General features: G+C 50.2%; 25 protein-coding genes and 1 pseudogene. 23 read left to right on the top strand and 3 right to left on the bottom strand.

The features are described from left to right. The first annotated feature begins 1 nt into the window (after position 1). From AX755_RS04300 to AX755_RS24270, 13 genes and pseudogenes are all read left to right on the top strand, one after another. Positions 2–544, top strand: coding sequence for an immunity 42 family protein (locus AX755_RS04300; RefSeq protein WP_062856354.1), 543 nt, complete (start codon positions 2–4; stop codon positions 542–544). Between the two features lie 167 nt (positions 545–711). Further along, positions 712–1,071: pseudogene (locus AX755_RS26015) on the top strand (VENN motif pre-toxin domain-containing protein); the annotation flags it as partial. Positions 1,072–1,119: 48 nt separating this feature from the next. Continuing rightward, positions 1,120–1,479, top strand: coding sequence for a polymorphic toxin type 50 domain-containing protein (locus tag AX755_RS26010; protein ID WP_257287020.1), 360 nt, complete (start codon positions 1,120–1,122; stop codon positions 1,477–1,479). A 12-nt stretch (positions 1,480–1,491) separates the two neighbouring features. Next, positions 1,492–1,791, top strand: a complete 300-nt coding sequence (locus AX755_RS04290; RefSeq protein WP_062856352.1) for a hypothetical protein — start codon at positions 1,492–1,494, stop codon at positions 1,789–1,791. A gap of 18 nt (positions 1,792–1,809) precedes the next feature. Beyond that, the gene (locus tag AX755_RS04285; RefSeq protein ID WP_062856351.1) at positions 1,810–2,001 is read left to right on the top strand and encodes a hemagglutinin repeat-containing protein; all 192 of its coding nucleotides are present in this window, start codon (positions 1,810–1,812) and stop codon (positions 1,999–2,001) included. A gap of 147 nt (positions 2,002–2,148) precedes the next feature. After that, a complete protein-coding gene (locus AX755_RS04280) occupies positions 2,149–2,877 on the top strand; it encodes a hypothetical protein (RefSeq protein WP_062856350.1) in 729 nt (242 codons plus the stop codon). 278 nt (positions 2,878–3,155) lie between these two features. Next, entirely contained in the window at positions 3,156–3,515 is a 360-nt protein-coding gene (locus tag AX755_RS04275; RefSeq protein ID WP_223232826.1) for a DUF6911 family protein, read from the top strand. Positions 3,516–3,737: 222 nt separating this feature from the next. Next, positions 3,738–4,367 (top strand): response regulator transcription factor, encoded by a 630-nt coding sequence (locus AX755_RS04270; RefSeq protein WP_062856349.1) that lies wholly within the window; start codon positions 3,738–3,740, stop codon positions 4,365–4,367. Then, positions 4,364–7,552, top strand: a complete 3,189-nt coding sequence (locus AX755_RS04265; RefSeq protein WP_062856348.1) for an ATP-binding protein — start codon at positions 4,364–4,366, stop codon at positions 7,550–7,552. The genes AX755_RS04270 and AX755_RS04265 overlap by 4 nt, the downstream gene beginning before the upstream one ends. A gap of 62 nt (positions 7,553–7,614) precedes the next feature. After that, positions 7,615–8,043: a DUF1090 domain-containing protein gene (locus AX755_RS04260; RefSeq protein ID WP_013098815.1), complete on the top strand. Its 429-nt coding sequence runs from the start codon at positions 7,615–7,617 to the stop codon at positions 8,041–8,043. Positions 8,044–8,148: 105 nt separating this feature from the next. Beyond that, on the top strand, positions 8,149–10,221 hold the full coding sequence (locus AX755_RS04255) for a fimbria/pilus outer membrane usher protein (RefSeq protein WP_224085312.1): 2,073 nt from the start codon (positions 8,149–8,151) through the stop codon (positions 10,219–10,221). A 137-nt stretch (positions 10,222–10,358) separates the two neighbouring features. Next, on the top strand, positions 10,359–11,042 hold the full coding sequence (locus AX755_RS04250) for an outer membrane protein (RefSeq protein ID WP_013098813.1): 684 nt from the start codon (positions 10,359–10,361) through the stop codon (positions 11,040–11,042). Positions 11,043–11,302: 260 nt separating this feature from the next. Then, entirely contained in the window at positions 11,303–11,836 is a 534-nt protein-coding gene (locus AX755_RS24270; protein ID WP_058661840.1) for a serine O-acetyltransferase, read from the top strand. Positions 11,837–12,426: 590 nt separating this feature from the next. Here the strand turns inward: AX755_RS24270 and AX755_RS04240 are convergent. The 3 genes from AX755_RS04240 to AX755_RS04230 are packed head-to-tail and all read right to left on the bottom strand — an operon-like array spanning position 12,427 to position 14,975. Further along, the gene (locus AX755_RS04240; RefSeq protein ID WP_032610576.1) at positions 12,427–13,440 is read right to left on the bottom strand and encodes a phage integrase; all 1,014 of its coding nucleotides are present in this window, start codon (positions 13,438–13,440) and stop codon (positions 12,427–12,429) included. 9 nt (positions 13,441–13,449) lie between these two features. Beyond that, positions 13,450–14,349 (bottom strand): NAD-dependent DNA ligase, encoded by a 900-nt coding sequence (locus AX755_RS04235; protein ID WP_032610575.1) that lies wholly within the window; start codon positions 14,347–14,349, stop codon positions 13,450–13,452. Between the two features lie 11 nt (positions 14,350–14,360). Beyond that, the gene (locus AX755_RS04230) at positions 14,361–14,975 is read right to left on the bottom strand and encodes a phage repressor protein CI (RefSeq protein WP_032610574.1); all 615 of its coding nucleotides are present in this window, start codon (positions 14,973–14,975) and stop codon (positions 14,361–14,363) included. Between the two features lie 101 nt (positions 14,976–15,076). Here AX755_RS04230 and AX755_RS04225 point away from each other — a divergent pair, with 101 nt between their 5' ends. From AX755_RS04225 to AX755_RS04185, 10 genes are all read left to right on the top strand, one after another. Beyond that, a complete protein-coding gene (locus tag AX755_RS04225) occupies positions 15,077–15,313 on the top strand; it encodes a hypothetical protein (RefSeq protein WP_062856346.1) in 237 nt (78 codons plus the stop codon). 34 nt (positions 15,314–15,347) lie between these two features. After that, complete coding sequence (locus tag AX755_RS04220; protein WP_062856345.1) at positions 15,348–15,857, top strand: phage regulatory CII family protein; 510 nt, start codon at positions 15,348–15,350, stop codon at positions 15,855–15,857. 7 nt (positions 15,858–15,864) lie between these two features. Continuing rightward, a complete protein-coding gene (locus AX755_RS04215) occupies positions 15,865–16,089 on the top strand; it encodes a phage filamentation protein Fil family protein (protein WP_017441498.1) in 225 nt (74 codons plus the stop codon). Continuing rightward, entirely contained in the window at positions 16,079–16,279 is a 201-nt protein-coding gene (locus AX755_RS04210) for a hypothetical protein (protein ID WP_017382392.1), read from the top strand. Before AX755_RS04215 ends, AX755_RS04210 begins: the two co-directional genes overlap by 11 nt. A 69-nt stretch (positions 16,280–16,348) precedes the next feature. Continuing rightward, positions 16,349–16,774 (top strand): tellurite resistance TerB family protein, encoded by a 426-nt coding sequence (locus tag AX755_RS04205; RefSeq protein WP_023307010.1) that lies wholly within the window; start codon positions 16,349–16,351, stop codon positions 16,772–16,774. Further along, positions 16,774–16,923: a DUF3927 family protein gene (locus AX755_RS25285; RefSeq protein ID WP_017382390.1), complete on the top strand. Its 150-nt coding sequence runs from the start codon at positions 16,774–16,776 to the stop codon at positions 16,921–16,923. The genes AX755_RS04205 and AX755_RS25285 overlap by 1 nt, the downstream gene beginning before the upstream one ends. 102 nt (positions 16,924–17,025) lie before the next feature. Continuing rightward, positions 17,026–17,259 carry a DUF2732 family protein gene (locus tag AX755_RS04200; RefSeq protein WP_062856344.1) on the top strand — a complete coding sequence of 78 codons (234 nt, stop codon included), beginning with the start codon at positions 17,026–17,028 and terminating at the stop codon, positions 17,257–17,259. Next, entirely contained in the window at positions 17,259–17,486 is a 228-nt protein-coding gene (locus AX755_RS04195) for a TraR/DksA family transcriptional regulator (protein ID WP_062856343.1), read from the top strand. Before AX755_RS04200 ends, AX755_RS04195 begins: the two co-directional genes overlap by 1 nt. Further along, a complete protein-coding gene (locus AX755_RS04190) occupies positions 17,483–18,340 on the top strand; it encodes a DNA adenine methylase (RefSeq protein ID WP_062856342.1) in 858 nt (285 codons plus the stop codon). The genes AX755_RS04195 and AX755_RS04190 overlap by 4 nt, the downstream gene beginning before the upstream one ends. Before the next feature lie 42 nt (positions 18,341–18,382). Continuing rightward, positions 18,383–20,686, top strand: coding sequence for a replication endonuclease (locus AX755_RS04185; RefSeq protein ID WP_062856341.1), 2,304 nt, complete (start codon positions 18,383–18,385; stop codon positions 20,684–20,686). The last annotated feature ends 166 nt before the right edge of the window (positions 20,687–20,852 follow it).

Genomic DNA, 20,852 nt, shown 5'->3' with positions numbered 1-20,852 from the left:
TATGATTTTCGGTGATCCTTATCGTTTTGCTGTTTGGGTTGAACCTGTCTCACAATGGAGTGGTTCTTACACAAATGGACTGTTCCATTTAATTATAAATGGGAATATGTATCCAAGTGATATTAGAACATCCACGCTCTCTTCAGACCTCAGAGAAATTTCTGATAATGATTGTGCTTTAGTCTCTCAACCATTAAATAGGGACGTTTTTACACTGTCTACACAAGAGGCGTTTAGTAGATTATTTAACTTGGCTTATCCGGAGTCTTCTGAATTAGATGAATATCCTGCTCAAGTTTTTGATTATTGTATAACATCCTCTAATGTTAGTGATTCCGGCGCTTGTTTTTTTGCTGTTGCAGATGAGGATAGCGTGAGAATCATCGGAGGAAAAACCGAACAGTTAGTTAAAGTTGAAAATGATGAAAGAAACGTGTGGCGAAAAATAGATAATCCCATCATTGAGGATGTAATAATTTCTAAAGTTGATATGAATGAAATAATATCATCTATTAGAAATTTCTCGGAAAAAATTATTAAGTAAGGGTAAACTCCAGCCCCTATGGCTGGGATTTTTATTTTATCGGTCAGGCAGTTATGTCTCTTCCGCTATCCGGACAATAAGTTGCCCCGGTTCGGTGAGAACCTCTATCTTCTGGGCGGTGGTAAAGCCCAGCGGCTCCAGTCATATACCGGCGAGGGTGAGCTGCGGGGGCGCAGGGCGGAGATATCGCCGGCGCACTGGCGGGATCCCTGGCACCGGAGCTGGCGCATCTGCTGAAATCGACGGAGGACAATCCGGCGGTCAACACAATTGCGCATGCGATACTGGGCGGCGCGGTTGCGGCCGGTGCGGCGACCGGTGAGCTTGCAGCGAAAGCGATAGCGGGCATGCTGTACCCTGACGTCAAAGATTTATCGAAGTTGAGCGAAGAGCAGAAGCAGACGGTTAGTGCACTGGCGACGATATCGGCCGGGATGGCTGGCGGGCTGGCCGGGGACAGTACGGCTTCAGCAGCTGCGGGGGCGCAGACTGGGAAGAATGCGGTTGAGAATAATTCGCTGAGTAAGGACAAGCCGCCGGTTAATATCTATGACATTAATCCACTGAAACCAAATGTGCTGGACGCTGATGGGAATCCTCTTAAAGGTGGTGGTATTGGTAAGTTTACGATTAATAAAGGGCTACAGAACAAGCACTTACCGGGGGCAAACGAGTATAAAATAGCTTCCGAAGCGGGTCTGAATAAAAGCGTTCTTACCGTAGCGCCTGATTCATTGCTACCCAAACTGGGAACGGGTCAGCAGGTAGGTAATACTCCTGTAGGCGTTCCTGGCTCTATGGAGCGAATAAATTATGGTCAAAATATTGGAAACTATATTGACCCTGTGACAGGAGTATCCACACCTACTACAAATGGCATAGTCCACTATGGTAAAAACGGTGTGCATATTGTTCCCGCAAGACCTTCAGAGTAATCAGGAGGAGTAATGGTTTTATCTGATTTAAGTGTATACCTGAGACTTTCATTGCAGAGGGCTTTGTTGGGAAACGTTACCCCTAACATTAGAGCCGTTATTACTGAATTATCTGGTAAAAACATTAGCTTACTTTTTTATTTTGAAGGTGAAGTTGATGACGACGATGAAGAGCTTGCATCGGTAATAGAAACGGAAATTATTGCCGATTTTGATGATGATTTTACTGTAGATACAATAGTTCAGCGTCTTGATTATCCACAGAGGATAAAGAATACAAATGGTTTACTGGTATATCTAAGAAAAGAGTAGCAATAAAGATCCCGCCTCTTGCGCCGGGATCTTTCCCTCGACGATTACTACAGCGGTCGTGACGCCAGCCTGAACAGTGCGCAGGTGAGTGGCGATAAAATCGTTGCGGATATCGGACGCGACCTGTGGATGAGTAGCCAGCCAGGACAAAACTGCCGGGCGGCGTGGTTTTGGGAGCGGGCAGCGGCAGCAAAAGATTCTGCAAACTGAAGACTGAAGGGGTAATACAAAGGGATTATCAGTATTACTGAAAAAAATTAGTAATAGCGGTTCTGAGCACCTGCTCGGAATCCTTGTGGGATGAGGGCATTATGGTGCCTTCTAAATTAGGATAAAATTTATTAAGGATATTTAAATATGTCAAAAAAATTACTATTAAGTGTTGCTGTAGCATCAATGTTTCTGACTGCTTGCTCTGCATTTAACGGCGGTAGTGAATTATTGTCTGATAAGAATAACAGTGATGCTTTAATTAATTCAAAAATAATAGACGGAGAAACAAATGTCTCTTCTTTGTCCAGTGTTATTGGAAAAAAAGATGAATCCCGCTCTGCTTTAAAGAAAACATTCCCTGATGGGAAGCTTTCGGTTGCTTCATATACAGGATTTTTGAACGGCATGACCGGCACTTATGCACATAGAGTTCTTTCAGTAGTCTATGGGTCTGATAATATTGTCATTAATCATGGTATCTTTGTAAAAGATTTGCATAATTCTAATAAATATAATCTTGATTATGTAAGTGCCCGTAATTTGGCATTTACAGAATTAGAAAAAGGTAGTGATAAAACAAAAGTAATAAATTTATTAGGTAATCCTGATGGTATGACGTTCACGGATGAGGGTAACCTTCTGCTTATCTATTCTAAAACGGATGTTTCCAGAGATGCCTCATCTTATATCCCAGTGGTTAACATGATAAGTGGGACAGAGTCTGGTGTATCAGAAAGGCTCTATATTGAGATGAGTAAAGATGAAAAAGTAAAAAATGTTATTTCAGCTACTGTGCAAATTATTCAGGGAAGAGGTATTGGCAATGCGGATAGTTATAATGAAAAATACGAAAATATTAAAAGTAAGTTCTAGATGGCGTATCAATGTCAAATCATAATCGTAAACGCTAATAGCATTTTGCGATTTAATATTTCTTCATAAATTGACATTCCTGTTAGCCCAGTAATTATTTACTGGGCTGCTCAGTAGCAGAGCATTGATATCGGCGAGCAGATGGCAGGCATAGCCAGAACGCAGGCCATAAAATTCCTAAAATGTGTAATTTGCCAGCGACATCACTTTATCCTGCTCTGGATTGTTCATCTTCCATGTTAAAATACGTAGCAAACAACATTGTTAAAGGACAAACGATGAAAATGAAGCTTTCCCTGTTTTGCGCAAATACAGGTTTAAGTAAAAAGGACTTCCCCTTATGGTCAGATGTTTACGATGCGCTTCATCAGCTCAGGACGAATACGGGAAGCGTTAATATTGTAGATGTTGATAATCAAAAAACGCTCAGCATCCATTCGGATGGTATGCATTTCCTGCTCTCATTAATTGAGGGTAAGGATGATAAAACAAAAATACAAAGCATCCAAACTGCTTGTTTTGGAAGGAAAGAAAGTTCTGTTCCGCCTGTTTTTCTGAGTCATTCTCATGGCCTGACAAGTGATTTCGAGTTTGTGACTGAGGTTTCCAGAACCTTTTTCATCACAGGACAGGTTTAGCGTTTTGCTGCATTAAAACAACCTGTTATATCCGGCATTTAAATTCCAAACCCATTTATTTAAATCATTATGCCTAATGAAAAGTAGGTTGTGGTCGTGTATTTCGTATTTTTTCTGAATTATTCTCAAACCAGACAAACCTTGTCCTGATTCAACACGTGGTAGGCTATGGTGTATAGCGTGTAATGGAGCCGTTAATGCCTCAGGAAAGAATAAACACCAATGACAAAAATACTGCTTGTGGATGACCATCCGGCAATCTGCTTTGCGCTCAAGGTGCTGCTGGAAAAAAATCCGGATTTTATCGTGACGACATCCTCCGGCGAGAACCTGCTGGCGCTGCTGCATCGGGAACAGCCGTCGCTGCTGATCCTCGATCTGGAACTCAAAAACGCTGACGGGCTGGATCTTCTCCCGCGTATAAAGCACCACTTCCCTGCGCTCAGGGTGCTGGTTTATACCAACCAGCCTGCAGGGATCTACGCACTGCGTACGCTGAAGGCCGGGGCGAGCGGGTTTATCAATAAAAGCCTGGCGCTGGAGCGCGTCGAGCCGGTTTGCCAACTGCTGCTGGACGGCTATCACTGTTTCCCGGAAGAGACGTTCACGAAAATCGTCGAGGCTACTGAAATACAACATGATACCCGGGCGCTGCTGGCGAGTTTCTCCGATCGTGAAATCGCGGTGCTGAACTATCTGAAGCAGGGCAAAAGCAACAAGGAGATTGCCGACCGGCTGGCGCTCAGCAACAAAACCATCAGCACCTATAAGGCGCGAATGATGAAAAAAAGCGGCTTTGCGCATTTTGAACAACTTTTCGAACTTATTGATACTTCAGAGCCAGAGACGTGAGAGCCGTTACTTTTATACTGCTTTTTTGTATTGCCTTTACCGTGTGCGCCGCGCAACAGGAGGAATCCCTTCGCCTGCTGGCGCGTAGCCATGAAAAGGTGATCGAACCGGGACTCAGCGGCAGCGAATGGCGCTGGGTGCGCGAACACCGCAAAATCCGTCTGGCGGTCTGGGAGCCGATGATGCCCCCTTACGACATCACCACCGGGCTGAATGATTACGGTGGTATCAATGCGGATTTCACCGGGCTGGTGGCAGAAAACCTTGGCCTGGAGATCGAGGTGGTGCGTTATCCCACTTATGACGATGCCTTGTCAGCATTGCGGGCAGGCAAGGCGGATTTTATGCCTCAGGCAGGGGATAGCCAGCAAAAACAGGGGCTGATGCTGAGTGTGCCCTACAGCGACAACATCCCGGTTGAAGTGGTGAATACCGATGCCTCGCCCGATGAGCCGGTGAAAAGGATCGCCGTTTCGCCTGTCTACAGCAGCAGCGACGTGCTGGCCCGTTATCCGGGGGCTGACATTGTGAATTTCTCCTCCACGCGGCATGCGCTGGAGGCGCTGGCGTTTCGTGAAATCGATCTGTTCTTCAGCGATGCGATCACCGCGCGCTATCTGGCGAGTCAGTCCAATTTAAGCAATCTCAGTATTCGTCCTGTGGCGGACACGTTCGAGGCGTCGGGATTCTCGTTCGCCGCGATGCCAAAGATGGCGGTCTGGATCACGATCCTCAACAAGATGCTGACGGCGCTGCCGGAGAACGCGGGGGTGGAGATCCACCGTCGCTGGAGCGGGGGGATCCCGCTTTCCCTGAGCGAAGAGCCACCGCGTTACACCTCGCTCGAACATAAATGGATCAAAGAACATTCCCGGATCCGCGTCGCGGTGGCGCAGGATAACGCCCCCATTGCCTTTTTCAACGAGCGCGGGCAACTGCGCGGCATCCTGGCGGATCTGCTGACCGCGCTCCGCCTGCGTACCGGGTTCACCTTTGAAATCCGCCGTTACCCCAGCCAGGCCGCCGCTTTCAGAGCTATAAATCGCGGAGAGGCCGAGCTGATTGCAGGCGTCACGCAGGAGGGGATCTGGCAGGCGGATCTCCTCACCACCCGAACCTGGCTGTATAACTCCTGGGTTATGGTTGGACGTGCGCTCCCGGGGAAGGAGGCGCTTCAGCCCCGTGTGGTGAGCCTGCGCGGTGAAGCGCCTGATGGCTGGCTTGGCCGACAAAATAGTGGCCAGACGGCGAAGGTCGATACCTGGTGGCAGGGTTTTAACAGCGTGGTGAAGGATAAAAACGACATGATGGTGGTGCCGCTGATCATTGCCAACGCCCAGCTCACCCGCAAAGAATTTGCCTCACTGAAAATTCTTGCCAGCATCGATGCCGAACCGTTGCGCTTTGCCTTTGGCGCATCGCGGCAGGCCTGGCCGCTGATCACCATTCTGAATAAAGCGCTGATCAACATCCCGCCGGAAGATCTCCACGCCCTGACGCGCGGCAGCAATACGGGCAATGCGTTTGCCTCTGTGTCGATGTCGGCGCTGTCGATTACGTGGATGGTGACGTTCACCGCCGCCGGTCTGGCCTTGCTGGCGCTGGTGGCCGGGTGGATCTACCGTCGGCGGCGCATCCAACAGGCGCGCATCCGCAAGCTTATTCAGTCGCTGCGCGCAGCGAAACAGCGCGCAGAGCGAGCCCGTCGGGGAAAAAGCGCCTTTCTGGCGACCATGAGCCATGAAATTCGCACGCCCGTCAGCGCCATTATCGGCATGCTGGAGCTGGTGATGAAACGTCCTGACCATGCCCCGCAAAACCCGCAGTCGATACGGGTCGCCTGGGACGCGGCGCAATCGCTGTTGCTGCTTATCGGGAATATCCTGGATGTGGAGCGTATTGCGTCCGGCCGTCTGGTGCTCCGCCCGGAGCGCGCCTCGCTTCGAAACCTGATTGAAGGAACGGTGTCGCAGTTTGAGGGGCTGGCGGCGCAGAAATCATTGAAGCTGCTGCTGGAAATGGATACCGCCCTGAAAGGGGACGTATTGATCGATGTGATGCGTTTTCGTCAGATCGTCACCAACCTGCTGGGTAACGCCATTAAATTCACCGACCACGGTCAGGTGATGCTGCGGGCGCAGCCGCAATGGCAGGACGGCGAGTTTATGCTGCTGGAGCTGACAATAGCAGACACCGGCGAGGGGATTGATATCGCGACGCAACAGCGTCTGTTCCAGCCTTTTAGTCAGGGTGAGAGCCGTACCCGGGCGCAGGGCAGTGGGCTGGGGCTTTATATCTGCCGCCAGCTCGCGGACATGATGGACGGGGATCTCACGCTGAATAGCGTGCCGGGTGAGGGGACAATGGTCACGGTGACGCTCAGGCTGCCCGTCATGGCCGCACTGCCAGAGAAAGAGACTAAAGCTTGTGTGCCACCCGGCAAACGCGCAGCCTTGACCATCATGGTGGTAGACGATAATCCGGTCGGGCGGATGCTACTTACCCAGCAGCTTGAGTGGCTGGGGCATGCGGTCACCCAGCACGACAGCCCGGCAAAGCTGCTTGAGAGCCTGGCAATCCGACAGCCGGACGCGGTGATCACCGACTGCAACATGCCCGAGATGAGTGGCTATGCCCTGTCGCGCATCATCAATGAATATTACCCGGATGTCACGGTGTTTGGCATGACGGCGGACGCGCGTGAATCCGTGCGGGATGAGGCGCGGGAAGCAGGCATGCGCGACTGTATCTTCAAGCCGGTCACGCTGGTTGCGCTGGAAAATCTGCTTGCCCCTCTGGCCCCCTCCGGTAAATCGCCGGTTGCTTCGCCATATTCCATCACGCTCCCCCCAGCACTGCTGGACGGTGAGCATCTGGCAACGTTTCTGGATTTGCAGATAACCGTGCTGGAGGAGACGCTGGGCGATATTGCGCTGTGGCGAAAGGAACCCGGTACACCCTTGAAGGACGCGCTGCACCGACTGCGGGGCGGTATTCAACTGCTCGGTATGCCAGCGCTTGAGGCGCGCTGTCTGGAGCAGGAGCAGGCTGCCGACAGCGGCGGCATCCGTCAGCTTGAGGAGGAGATTCAGGCATTAAGGGCTGCATTACAGCGCTGGCGCGAGACGGGACTACAACCGGGCGAGACCGTCCTACAGCAGAATGAGGACGGGCGTACAGCGTAAGCTTCCCGTCCGCCGGGGTACTCTTTTATTCGAGGACGTTCACATATAAAGGAGATATCCCGATGAAAAAACTCGTATCCGCCCTGGCCGTTATTGCCTCTGTTGGTATGTTCACCTCCGCCCAGGCGGCAGAAAGCTGCTCTGCCAAAGCCGCGGCACTGGAAAAAGAGATCCGTATCGCCCAGCAGTACGGTAATACCTACAAGGTCAACGGCCTGAAAAAAGCGCTGGCTGAAGTGAAAGCGCACTGCACCCCGGCAAGCGTACAGGCTGACGCGCAAAAAGAGGTGAAGAAGCTGGAGAAGAAACTGGCCGAGAAGCGCGAAGATATTGCCGAGGTTCAGGCCGATCTGCGTGAAGCGAAAGCCAAAGGCGACAGCAAGAAAGTGGCGAAATACCAGCGCAAACTGGCTGAAAAACAGAGCGATCTGAGCAGCATTCAGCAAGAGCTGAGCCGCGCACGCGCCGCGCTTGCCTCCCTGCAGAAATAACGCTTTTTTGTAAAACAGGTGAGGGGGCGTGAGCCTCTTCACCTTTTTGCGCTGCCTGCCATCATGATGCGACTCCGTCTTCTCTGTTTTATGCTGCTGTGCGCCATGGCAGAAAGTCGTGCGGTAAGCCAAAAGACGTGGGTGATCCTCAATAACCTCTATAAAGGGGCGATTTCGTTTGAGGTGTCTGCCTCGGGGCCTTGCCTTAGCCAGCCGCTGATGGAGGAGTGGGGCGTGCGTGACGCGGTGCTTGCGCGTCTGGTCTGGGATGCCAAAGGTTGCCTGACACCGCAGTCTGCGGAGCAGTTTAACCTCAAATACTGGTATCGCCCACAAGCGCAACTGCTGACGCTTCTGTTCCCGCCAGACGCCATTAGCCCGCAGCAGAACGGCGTCAGCACCAGCCGCTGGGATGATGGCATCAACGCGCTGTTTATTAACTATCGTCTGGATGCGGATAACAGCCAGGCGCAGTATGACTGGGAGCGTTCCGGTACTGACGCCACGCTGAGCCTGGACAACGGCCTTAATGTGGGCCCCTGGCGTCTGCGTTATCAAAACACCTTCTGGCGTGAAAAAGAGGGACAACACGGTTCGTACACCAATGCGATGTCGCTCTGGCACAGCATCACGCCGCTGCGTTCGCGTGTGACGCTGGGCGACGGCAATACCTCTTCAAATATGTTCGACAGCCTGGCGTTTCGCGGTGCATCGCTCGCCAGTGACGAGGCGATGTACCCTGATAGCTGGCGACCCTATTCCCCGTGGATCAACGGCTATGCCCGCACAGAGGCGGAAGTCACCATTCACCAGAACGGGGTACGTGTTTACCGTATTCACGTCCCGCCTGGGCCGTTTACCATTCGCGATTTTTATCCGCCGGACCCGGACGGCAACCTGGAACTGACGGTGCAGGAGAGCGACGGTACGGAGCGTACCCGCCTGCTGCCCTATTCCAGCATGCCCAATCTGGTGCATCACGGGCTCTTTAGCTACGAACTGGCCGCCGGTCGGTATAAGCCTTTTCACGGTATCGACAGGGACAAGGATCGCTTCTGGCAGAGTACGTTCTCGTGGGGAGTTGCCCCGCAAGTCACCGTGTTTGCCGGGCTGCAGCAAGGGGAGCACTATTTCAGCCAGGTCGCGGGTATTGGCGCTAACCTCGGGCGGTGGGGGGCGTTTTCCGCAGATGTCAGCGCGGCTCGCTATACGCAAGAGGCGGAGACGCTACGGGGCAAGGTGTGGCGTCTGCGCTATGCCAAAGCGTTCTTTACGACCGAAACCAGCCTCACCGCTCAGCTCCAGTGGTATCCACGTAATGAACGTTACCGGTCGCTGGAAGAAAAAATCACGCGGGCGGAGCTGCTGAGATACGGCTGGGACGATGACGTCACCCGGCGGGCGCTGCGCGGGCAGCTGGAGCTTAACCAGAATCTTGGCGAGGACGCCAGCCTGAGCCTGTCGTGGCACGGGTTGAAGTCACGTGAACCTGACGCAGTCAGCATGGGGATGACGCTGAGCCTGGATGCGACCTTACAAAACGTGGATGTCAGCCTGTACGGCGGTTATGAACGCTACGGTAAAAATCCGGATGAAACCACCGTGGGTATCAACATCAGTGTGCCTTTATCCCTTTGGGGGACGACGAGTAATGTCGGCTATATCACCGAGCTCGCCAGCCGGGGGGAAGATAGTCATGGAGTGAATGTGTACGGTTCGGCGTTGAGTGATTACAGCCTGCGTTACGATCTGCAGGCGACGCATACCGTACACCGCAATGATGAGTTGTCTGCGAGCCTGGGCTATCAGTACAACGCGGGCGAGCTGAACCTCAGTATGGTACGCGGGGGAACGCGCCGTGATTATCACGCCGACACCAGCGGCAGCATTCTGGTACACGCAGGCGGCGTGACGCTTGGCCAACAGCTCGGCAGCACCGCTGCGCTGGTGGACGTGCCGGACTCGCCGGGCATTGGCTTCTATAACCAGTTTGGCTCCACAACCAATGCCAGAGGCGAGCTGCTGGTGAGTTACTTAACGCCATGGCGCGTGAACCGCATTACGGCCGATAGCCTGAGCTTGCCGGAAAACACCGCGCTGGATGTGACGGAACTGGAATCGGTGCCGACCGATGGCGCGATTGTTCTGCTGCGTTTTCCCCAACCGGTAACGGATTGAAATAAAAAGGAACGGTACTAAAAACAAGACAAATCCCTACGTAAAATTACCAGGTAAAACGCGTATTCATCCTAATAGTTTGCCCTTTCGGGACTGCTTATGATTCGTCTCACTGACTGTTTTTCAATGGAGTGTAGATGAAGATGAAAGCAATTTTAATCGCCCTGCCTGTCGCGATGATCCCGGCTACCGTTCTGGCGGCAAATACGGAAGAAGGGTATTACGGTTCGGCAAAATACCTGCAGATTGAACAGCGTGCGAAAGAGATGGATACCAGCGCGCGTCCGGGTGTCGGGCAGTTTGTGGGCGGTAAAGAGAAAGAGCATTTTGGCGGCGCGGCGATTGCCGCAGGCTACCAGTTCGGTAACGGCTGGCGTACCGAAGGGGAATACACCTTTAAACAAAAGACGGAGTACACCAGCGGCTCCAGCACATTCGCGAACAGCTTTAACCACCTGCAGACCGAAACTGAACGACTGATGTTGAATGTCTACCGCGATTATGAACTCGGTTACGGTGTCTCTGTTTACGGAACCGCAGGGCTTGGCGTGAGCAAGATCAAAGCGGGCGGCTGGCAGGGTAACGCCGGACGTGAATACGCCTCGACCACCCAAAGTAACCTGACCTACGCGTTAGGAGCGGGCGTAAGCTACACGCCGGTTGAACGTCTGTATGTCGACCTGGGCTATCGCTATATCGATATGGGCAAGATCGAAAGCGGATATAACAATTTCACTAACGCGCGCGGTTTAAAAGACGAGCAGATGAAAGCGCATATTGTCTCTAACGAATTTACGCTGGGTATGCGTTACGTGTTTTAACCTGTTGTGACCGTCACTGCTTTAAAACAGGGCCAACACCGTGGGAGTGCGGGGTTGGCTTTTTTATTGCGCAGGTGTGGCATGTTGATTGCCCGAGCCAGATTAGTAACCGTTGCGGATGATGAGATCGGTGAAGACCTCCTGGCCTTTTTCAGTATAACTCACTCATTTTGCAGACCTGCAGTAAATATTGATATAATCGCTTGACTTGACGTCCGGCGAACTTGATTAGCAAGTCTAAAAAAAGAGATTTTTATTTGATGAAATTTTCACAGCTAAAACGATTCTGGCATGTAGAGATTATTGGTCTTGAAAAAAAATTTTCTTTTCTGCGCCTAATGACACGCCTAAGGAACAAACCGGGTTTGAAATATGTTTTTTGGTGGCGACTGGCAAGTTATTTGTATGAGAACGGCCACCGCCGCATGGCTTATCGTGTCCACTCACGCATCAAAAGTAAATTTGCTTGCGATATTATGCTCGGTGCAACTATCGGTGAAGGGCTAACTATCGCTCATCATATTGGTATAGTAGTGACAAAGCGAGTGCATGCAGGAAAAAATATGAAACTTACCCAAAATTCTGTTATTGGAAGCAGTGGAAAAGGTACACAGGGTAAGATCGTCATTGGGAATAACTTTTATCTGGGATCGAATAGCTGCATAATCGGCGACGATCTGAAAATTGGCGATAATGTTACTATTGGCGCAATGACATTCATCAATAAAGATCTCCCGGATAACTGCCGTGTTTATACAAAAAAAGTAACAGAGATTGTAAGCGTGTCGGTATAAGAGTAAAGCAGATTGGGAGGAATGATTGCTTCACTAGCTTGCTCGGTTGAATTACATTAAATCCGCAGGAACGGGTTTTTGTCTCGTTGACCTATAACCCATTCCTTTCTCCATCTCATTTTTATCACCAACCCGCGTAAGCGCATGCTGGATTATATAAAATCAAAACTGGAACGCGTATCTATGTTTTGAAGTCAGTCTGCGCGCAACTTGTTCGGAATCATATTTTAAGTATTTTCATGGTAGTGAGTAACATTGTCTGGTTTATCCTTGTTGACATAAGAAAACTTCTTTTTCACTTTAAGTTTTCGGGGAGTTAAAAGTCAAAAAAGCGCGAAATTCATCTTTGGGGCTAAACCCTGCACAAAATGCGATGACTTTGCTTAACGTTGATAGCAAATGGTAGTGATTAAACGGCAATAATTTCAATTTGGTATTCGCATCTGGACTTGAACCAGCGCCCAGGCGATTATGAGTCCCAAACTTAAAGCTTATAAAACAATAAGTTACTTTAATTTCAACGTCTTGCGCCGTCGAATAGTGGGGAATATGAAAGCATAGTGAATAGGTTTGCTGCCATTTTGCTGCCATCAAATCAGATTTAAGGGGTTGTACTCCACTGCTTCTGTCAGATGGTCTGGGGCGAAATGAGCATAGCGCATCGTCACCTTAATATCAGTATGTCCAAGGATACGCTGCAGTACAAGAATGTTACCCCCGCGCATCATAAAGTGGCTTGCAAATGTGTGCCGTAGAACGTGTGACAGCTGCCCGTCAGGTAGCTCAATCCCCGCTCGCTTAATTGCCCCACGAAACGCAGAATAGCACCCCGTAAAGACTGGTTTTGATGTTCTTACTTTTGGGAGTATTTCGTAAAGCTCATCACTTATTGGAACGGCGCGGTTTTTCTTGCCCTTGGTTTTGATATAAGTGATTTTGCCGGGGCTTATTTGCTTGCCTGTTAGTGACTCCGCCTCGCCCCATCGTGCGCCGGTTGCAAGGCATATTTTGACGATGGTTACTAAATCTACCGCTTTACTTTTCTCACACTCTGCCAGCAGTTGCTTGACTTCTTCGACTGTGAGCCAGGCCAGCTCTGCCTCATCAATTTTAAATTCCCGGACGTTTTCGAGCGGATTGGGCGCACTCCAGTCATCCAGCCTTTTCAGTTCGTTGAACATGGCGCGGAAATACGCCAGCTCAAGATTAACGGTGCGGGGTGTCACTGCTTTTACCCGATCAGAACGTGTAATTTTCCCGCTTAAACGTTGCTCACGGTAGGTTGCAAAAAGCTTGGCGTTAAATTCAGTTGCAAGAGGGTTGCCCATGGCGAAGCAGGCAAACTCCATCGCCCCCTTACGCTTGAGGCCATCAGAGAGTGTAACTCCATGAGCATTGAACCAAGTTTCAACAAGGTCTGTAACCCGTCGCTTATCTGCTTTCTCTCCTAACCAAGGCTTATCCTGTGCTTGATCCTTAATGTGGCGTTCAAAGGCCATGGCTTCCCCTTTGGTGGCGAATTGGCGACGAATACGCCGCCCATCCCTACCGTTGGGGAAGACCTGAGCCTGCCACTTTCCATTGCTTAATTTGCTTACTGCCATTCTGCAGGCCTATTGAGATATAGAATTATTATCACGCATTAAGGTTTGCCAGTGTTCTTCACTGAGGATTTTGAGCGGAACTCCTTTATTGTCACGATAATCAATAGCCTGTTCTATCTTTCTTCCGAAGCTTTGAAATTTCCAATCCTTAGAGCTGAGGGCACCAATAATTAGATAGTCCAAATCTTGAGTAACACGATCAACAATTTGGCAGCCAAGCTTTAAAAGGTCACTTTCACATTGTCTACGGGAACCACATAGAAACTTACCAGTGAGACAGACTTTACTATCTGTAGGGTTAAACTCATCAATTAGGTCAACAGGTGATGTTGTGGAATATCCATCCACAATACCCTCAGAAATATTTGAGCCAGTGAAAGCAGTAATTTCTTGTAATAATTTGGTGCGTTCTTCGTCTGTGATCACCCCATCACTCAGGATTGATTGAACCAGTTCGTAAAGATGTTTGCCGGGATAGTTGCTTTTTAAAGCTGCATTTGTAGATAAGAACCAGTTTAAATAGCTGATTTCTTCATCGCTCAAATGATAGTCGGAAGCAAGCCCCTTACATAGACCCTCTAGCAAATGCTTGTCAGAGTCAGCTGAGTAAAGGTCTATGTTAGGAGTATCCATCAATCCGCGTTGCATTTCATGGAGCAGGTCTTTCAATTCGTCTAATTCAGCTTTTTCAACTACACCATCCGAAAGGATTTCACTTATTTTATTTCTGATGCAGTTTACGAAATAATTTTGGGAAAGAACGTCTGATTCCATCAGCCACGTATCAAGGAAAATCATTTCTTTTTCACTTAGTTTCCCGTCACAGGTCATCCCTTCAATTAGGTTGATTAAGTTAGCGATGGCTTTATCTCTATTGTGTGTATAGTTGAAAGCGCTAAATTGAGTCATACCAATATTCCTTATTCAGTAAACGTTATTTTGCTGATCACTCTGCCATTGGCTTCAATATCCGATGGTGTGCACTCAAAGGATGCGGGGCCATTTTCTACGCGTAAACGTCCGCCTGGAAGACGGTAAACCTGTCTGATACTCATAAAGCCATCTATTTCAATCAACCAGATTCCATCGTTGATCTCTCCCCTGAACTCGTCCACTAGATAGAACGAATTTTCAAACTTCACAATGAATGGGGCAGTTGTGTCTTGAGGTAAAAGGCGAGAGTCGTAGCGAACTTGGTCAGAGGATGAAAAAATCCCGTTTGAGATTTCTTTTAATTGCAAAGGCAATCCACTGTCGCTATCTGCTTTTGTTGTGGGCAAGCCTTGTCCTGTAGTTAACCAAAGCATAGATGCACCTGTATCAAGATGGCAGGCAATGAGCCAATCATGTGGAAAAGTATCGCGCATCCAACGGTTTGCCATAGTGCTCTGGGATACCCCAAGGTGATCGCACAAAGCCTGTCTGGTACTGAATCCATAGGCCTGGAGGATACGTGTTATCGCTTCCTTTCCACCACTTTGAGATGGAAAGTTGTATTTTGAGATCGCGGAAAGGGTCTCTTTTGTGTTTGACATATTTAAAATGCGATCCTATCATCGGTTTTGTGGTGTTCGGAATGATTGCGAATAGTTCCGAATAGTGAAGTTTTTAAACACAAACTGAGGAATAGTGCATCATGAAAAGCAATTTTTCAATGCGCCCCAGCATCAACCTTGTGGTATCTGAGCCATTCATCACACTGGATGAGTTCTGTCGCCGTACTGGTTATAAGCCAAGCTATGCCCGTCAAATGATCCGTGAAAACCGACTTCCTATCAGGAAGAAGGCCGGAGTTAACAGCCTTATCGAAATAAACATGTTTGCTTTAACGATGGAAGCGGCTCAGGGATGCGAAGTCACAATGCAAGCCTGATAGTTCCATTTTGGGATAAAAAAGGACTTACAACATGTTTGATTATCGCGTTTCCAAACATCCTCACTTTGATGAAGCCTGCCGCGTTTTCGCACTGCGCCACAACATGGCGAAGCTTGCAGACCAGACAGGAATGAAGGTCCAGACGCTGCGCAACAAGCTTAACCCTGAGCAGCCCCATCAGCTCACGCCGCCGGAAATCTGGCTGCTGACGGATATCACTGAGGACTCCACGCTGGTTGATGGTTTCCTAGCTCAAATTCATTGCCTGCCGTGCGTACCTACGAACGAAGTGGCAAAAGAAAAACTCCCGCATTACGTCATGAGCGCGACAGCTGAAATTGGTCGTGTGGCTGCCGGTGCTGTGTCGGGTGAAGTCGGGACAACAGCCGGGCGCCGCGATGTGATCAGCAGCATCAATTCTGTTACCCGCCTTATGGCGTTGGCTGCGATATCCATGCAGGCACGTCTGCAGGCTAACCCAGCGATGGCTAGCACTATTGATACGGTTACAGGTATCAGTGCGACTTTCGGGTTTATGTGAGGTGGTCATGCTGAAAAATGAACCTTCTTTTGCCTCGCTCCTGAAAAAGCAAAGTCCGGCAATGCACTACGGCCACGGCTGGATTGCAGGAGATAACGGCAAGCGCTGGCACCCATGCCGCGATCAGTCCGAATTATTAAACGGGCTGAAAACAAAAGCGGCTAAGCCGTCAGCTTTTTTAATTATTCGCATTGCTCGTTTGATTATTAAAGGAGTGAAACATGTCTCGTAATGAGCTGAGAATTATTCTGGGCGTGATCATCCCAAATATGGCGGAAGGTTTTGAAATTAAAACGCGTGACGGTGCTGTTTTGCGTGTCGATCCTGAATGGGAATGCTGCAAAGAATTTAAAGAAGGTTTGCAGGCTGAAATTATCAACCAAATTAAAAGTAAGCCCGTTCCGGTTGCCGGTTATATCTAATTTGACGCCTGCCTAATGCTCATAACGTGGGCATTGTGAAGACAGTCAACTAAAAATGAGGAAATAACAATGTTTGGAATCTTTAAAAAGAAAGCTCGTAAAGCCGTTGTAGAAGTTAAAAAAATGGAAAACCGCGACGCGGTAGAGGCCACTGTTTGGGGCGCCTATTCCATTGCGTACGCTGACGGAACCTGTGATGCGAAAGAAATCGGCGTGCTGGAAAAAACAATTTCAGCTCTGCCAGCCTTTGCGCCTTTTGCCGGTGAAATTGCGCAGATGAGCAGTAATATCCGCGCCCGTTATGAAGCATCACCGCGTAGCGCTAATGCTCAGGCTCTGCGTGAACTGGCGGATGTTGCGGGAACTGACGACGCGGTGAACGTGTTGTGCCTGTGTCTTGATATTGCTGACCAGGACGGTATCGGCAGCGAGGAAGAAGCGCAGCTTAAGAAAATTGCGCAGGCTCTCCAGTTGCCACTGGACCAGTACCTGTAATGGGAAAGCTGCGTTGTCTCATTATCTGTGTGCTGCTGTTTCTGGTTGTTGCAGTAGATTTCACGGGCCGTCTTATGTCGATGTTGGCTGATGGTGTTTTGGTAGCGGGGATTATTGCAGTAGCGCTCCCAATGTTTAAGAAAGCCTGATTCTTACAGCCCGCGTTGCGCGGGCTATATCCGAGCAAATAACCCGTTTTTTTGGCGTAAACCCGCCGGGCATTTTTTTGCCTGAATTCTGAGGAAATGAATATGAAAAATTTGAAAACCCGCTCAACAAAAATTGGTCCAGACGATGCTGGCCTTTTCGTTTTGTTAAATGAAACGCGCCTGGATGAGCGCCGTTGCCGCGCTGATGCAATGGCGGCACGTCTGGATAGTCTGGCCGCGCTTATCGTTTCCCGTCAGTTGAGCTATGTCGAGGCGGCCGAATTGCTTCGCGTTGAAGCGGTACGCATCCAGAACGAAGCGCAGGAGCTGCACTAATGGCTGATTCGATGGACCTCGCCCAGCTGCGCGAACAGGAAGACCGTGAGCGCCATATCAACAATGCCCGTGCCAGAGTGCCGGGCGTTTACCGTGTTCTCTGTGCGGAGTGTGATGCTCCGATCCCGCCAGCTCGCCGCCGCGCTATTCCCGGTGTGCAGTGTTGCGTTACCTGTCAGGAAATCATTGAGCTTAAATGCAAGCACTACAACGGAGGCGTTGTATGAGCACTATTCTGAAATGGGCGGGAAACAAAACCGCAATTATGGCAGAACTGAAAAAACACCTTCCCGCTGGCCCGCGTCTGGTTGAACCTTTCGCGGGTTCCTGCGCAGTGATGATGGCAACAGACTATCCTCATTATCTTGTCGCAGATATCAATCCAGATTTAATTAATCTGTATCGTTCTATTGCAGAAGATACAGAAAACTTTATTAATCTTGCTAAGGCGGTTTTTGAAAGTTTTATTGTCGCTGAAAATTATTATCGTGTGCGTGAAGCGTTTAACCACGATCAGCAATTAGACCGACTGCACCGTGCTGTATATTTTCTTTATCTAAACCGCCATTGTTATCGTGGGTTATGCCGCTACAACCTAAGCGGTGTATTCAACGTCCCTTTCGGTAATTATAAAAAGCCTTATTTTCCTGAGAGTGAAATCCGCGCATTTGCTGAGAAAGCGAAGCGAGCCACCTTTGTTTGCGCTAACTACGAAGAAACGTTGTCTTTGTTGCAGACGGGCGATGTGATTTATTGCGACCCTCCTTATGACGGGACTTTTAGTAATTACCACACTGCCGGTTTTACAGAGGACGATCAGTATCGCCTGGCGTCTATTCTTGAGCGCCGCGCGTCAGAAGGTCATCCGGTCATAGTTTCAAACAGTGACACCTCACTTACTCGCTCCCTTTATCGGAATTTCACCCATCACCGCCTTACCGCAAACCGCAGTATGGGCGTTGCGGCTGGTGACAGTAAGTCTGCCGTGGAAATCATTGCTACCTCAAAATCGTGTCACTGGCTTGGATTTGATCCTGCAACCGGACCTGACTGCAGCGTGAATTATGAGGTGCAGGCGTGAGGGCAACGGCGTTTATTCGCGCTTACATTATGGGGTGTCAGAATGTCTGACACCGTTTTCCCCTACGCATGGAATGCCCCGCGCCCTGCAATCGGTGGTTTTAAGCAAGCCGATGCGGCGCCGGGGATCATGTATCTGACGCCGGACGGCAATCGCAAGCGTTTGTCGATTGCCGAACTGGCAGAAACGGATGAAGCACCAGACCGGGGCCGGGCGGTTCGTCGTCGCCTGGCTTCACTGCCTCATTTTGTCCGTCGTATGTATGCTCAAAAACTTGAACAGGTAGACCGTAAAGGCAAACAAGCGGCTGATGCCTGGCTTATCAATACCTTTGAACGATTTGTTCTGAGTCGTATAGATCAGGTTAACGAGCAGTATCTGCCGCAGGGGGTTATGCCTGCGGCTTTGTTGCCTCTGCGTGAACAATTCTGGCGCCTGCTTTGGGCTGGCAAAAGAGAGCTGAAAAGACTGGCGCATAACCTTGCTGACCTGTTGGGTAGCGAGTTTAACCGCGAGTTTGATTTCCAGATGGCCCGCACGTCCGATCCCCATTTCGCCACCCTTTCAGGTTATGGCCGCATGGGGTTTCTTGCCAATCACCTCAAAACGTCGGTCCCGTGCTGGACGGCCTACTGCAAAGAAGAACTGGAGGCGGAAGACGCACTGAAAGCAGTGGCCCGCCTGCAGTCTCCGCAGTGGTGGCTTAATCGTCTGCGCCGTATGCATGCTCGCTGGCGTGAGCATCTGATGGTTGCGGCCGGGTATGTACACAAAAAATCCGCACCGTACTGCAGTGACCCATGTTTGCAGGAATGGACGGCGCAAAAGAAAGCCAACCGCGAATTTCTGAAAGCGATGGAGCTGGAAGATGAGGACACCGGAGAGCGCGTATCGCTGATTGATAAAGTGGCCGGCAGCGTTGCCAACCCAGCCAACCGACGCCGTGAACTGATGGCGCGCATGCGTGGGTTCGAAGATTTAGCGAATGAGGCCGGACTGGCCGGGGCGTTCTTCACGCTTACCGCTCCATCCAAATACCACTCAATGCAGTACGACGGGCGCCGGAACAACAAATACAGCGGCGCGTCACCGCGTGAAACGCAGAAATATCTTTGCAAAGTATGGGCGCGCACGCGTGCGGCCTGGCTGCGCAATGGTATTCGCGTGTTTGGCTTTCGCGTTGTTGAGCCTCACCACGACGAAACCCCGCACTGGCACCTCCTGCTTTTCATGCGCCCGGAGCATATCGAACCGGCAACAGCAATCTTTCGTAAGCACGCCATGCGTGAGGATGGGAATGAGCCAGGCGCCGCTGAAAACCGCTTCGAAATGAAACCCATCGAGAAAGAGAAGGGCAGCGCAACGGGCTATATCGCCAAATACATTTCAAAAAATATTGATGGCTATCAGCTTGATGACGATCTGGATGATGAAACCGGCAAGCCTCTGAAAGAAATGGCCCGCCGCGTAAGTGCCTGGGCGTCTCGCTGGGCGATCCGCCAGTTCCAGCAAATAGGCGGCGCACCGGTAACTGTTTGGCGTGAATTACGTCGCCTCGGTGATCGTGAGCTGGTCCTGCACCCCGAAATTGAGCCAGTGCGTCAGGCTGCCGACAGCAGCGCGTGGGATTTGTACGTAAGTGCGCAGGGTGGCCCGCTGGTTTCCCGTGATCTCCTGCGCGTGCGCCTCAGCTATGAAGTCACCGAAAACGGCAACCTCTACGGGGATGACGTCTCCAAAATTTCCGGCGTTTATTCCCCGATCCGTGGGCCGGAATCACTGATTCATACGCGCACTACCAAATACAAAATTGTGCCGAAACGTCAGGCCGACGGCGTTTCCGGTTTTGACCTTGATTTTTCAGGCGGCCCCGCCGCCCCTCGGAGTTCTGTCAATAACTGTACGCGGGAGCCGCGGGAGGTTGAAAAACGCGCCGATCCTGGCGGCACGGTCATGAATGACTGTTCCAGCTGGGCGGATATGGACTCTTTATCCCGGAAAGAAAAACGGGTGATAGCGCAGCGGCTGAGCGAAGCGGCAAAGGCATCCAACAAGCGCGTAAAAGTGAGGCCAAAAGCCAGCCCTATGACGGAGAAGGAAAAGCAAATTAGTGAGCTGCTGGATCTGCGTGGCGTGGATGCTAGTGCCGGAATGGTCCGTTCGTTGATTTCTGGCGCGGTGGTTGCTTTTGGCGATCAGGTGTTAACGGTTGATGAAGGCCGCCTTACAGTCCGAAACCGTGCTGAGGCAGGTGTTCAACGTCTGCCGTCCCAGATTGTGGAGATTAAAAAGCAGGCGGATGACCTTCTGAACCGAATGAAGCGTGCATTCTCAGGGCGGAATTAGCCCGTGATCAACATTGTCAGGTCTGACGGTGTGATACCGAGTTCCAGTAATGATTAACCTCAGCAAACAGACTCATCTGATTGATTGATAGAAAATATTTTACAACCCCGAAATCCTCATATACTGTATATATAAACAGTGGATATGCATACAGTTGTCAGCATCT

This window comes from Enterobacter sp. SENG-6 (assembly GCF_001605945.1).
GTDB classification, from domain to species: Bacteria; Pseudomonadota; Gammaproteobacteria; order Enterobacterales; family Enterobacteriaceae; genus Enterobacter; species Enterobacter cloacae.
This window is presented reverse-complemented; position numbering and strand designations above follow the sequence as displayed.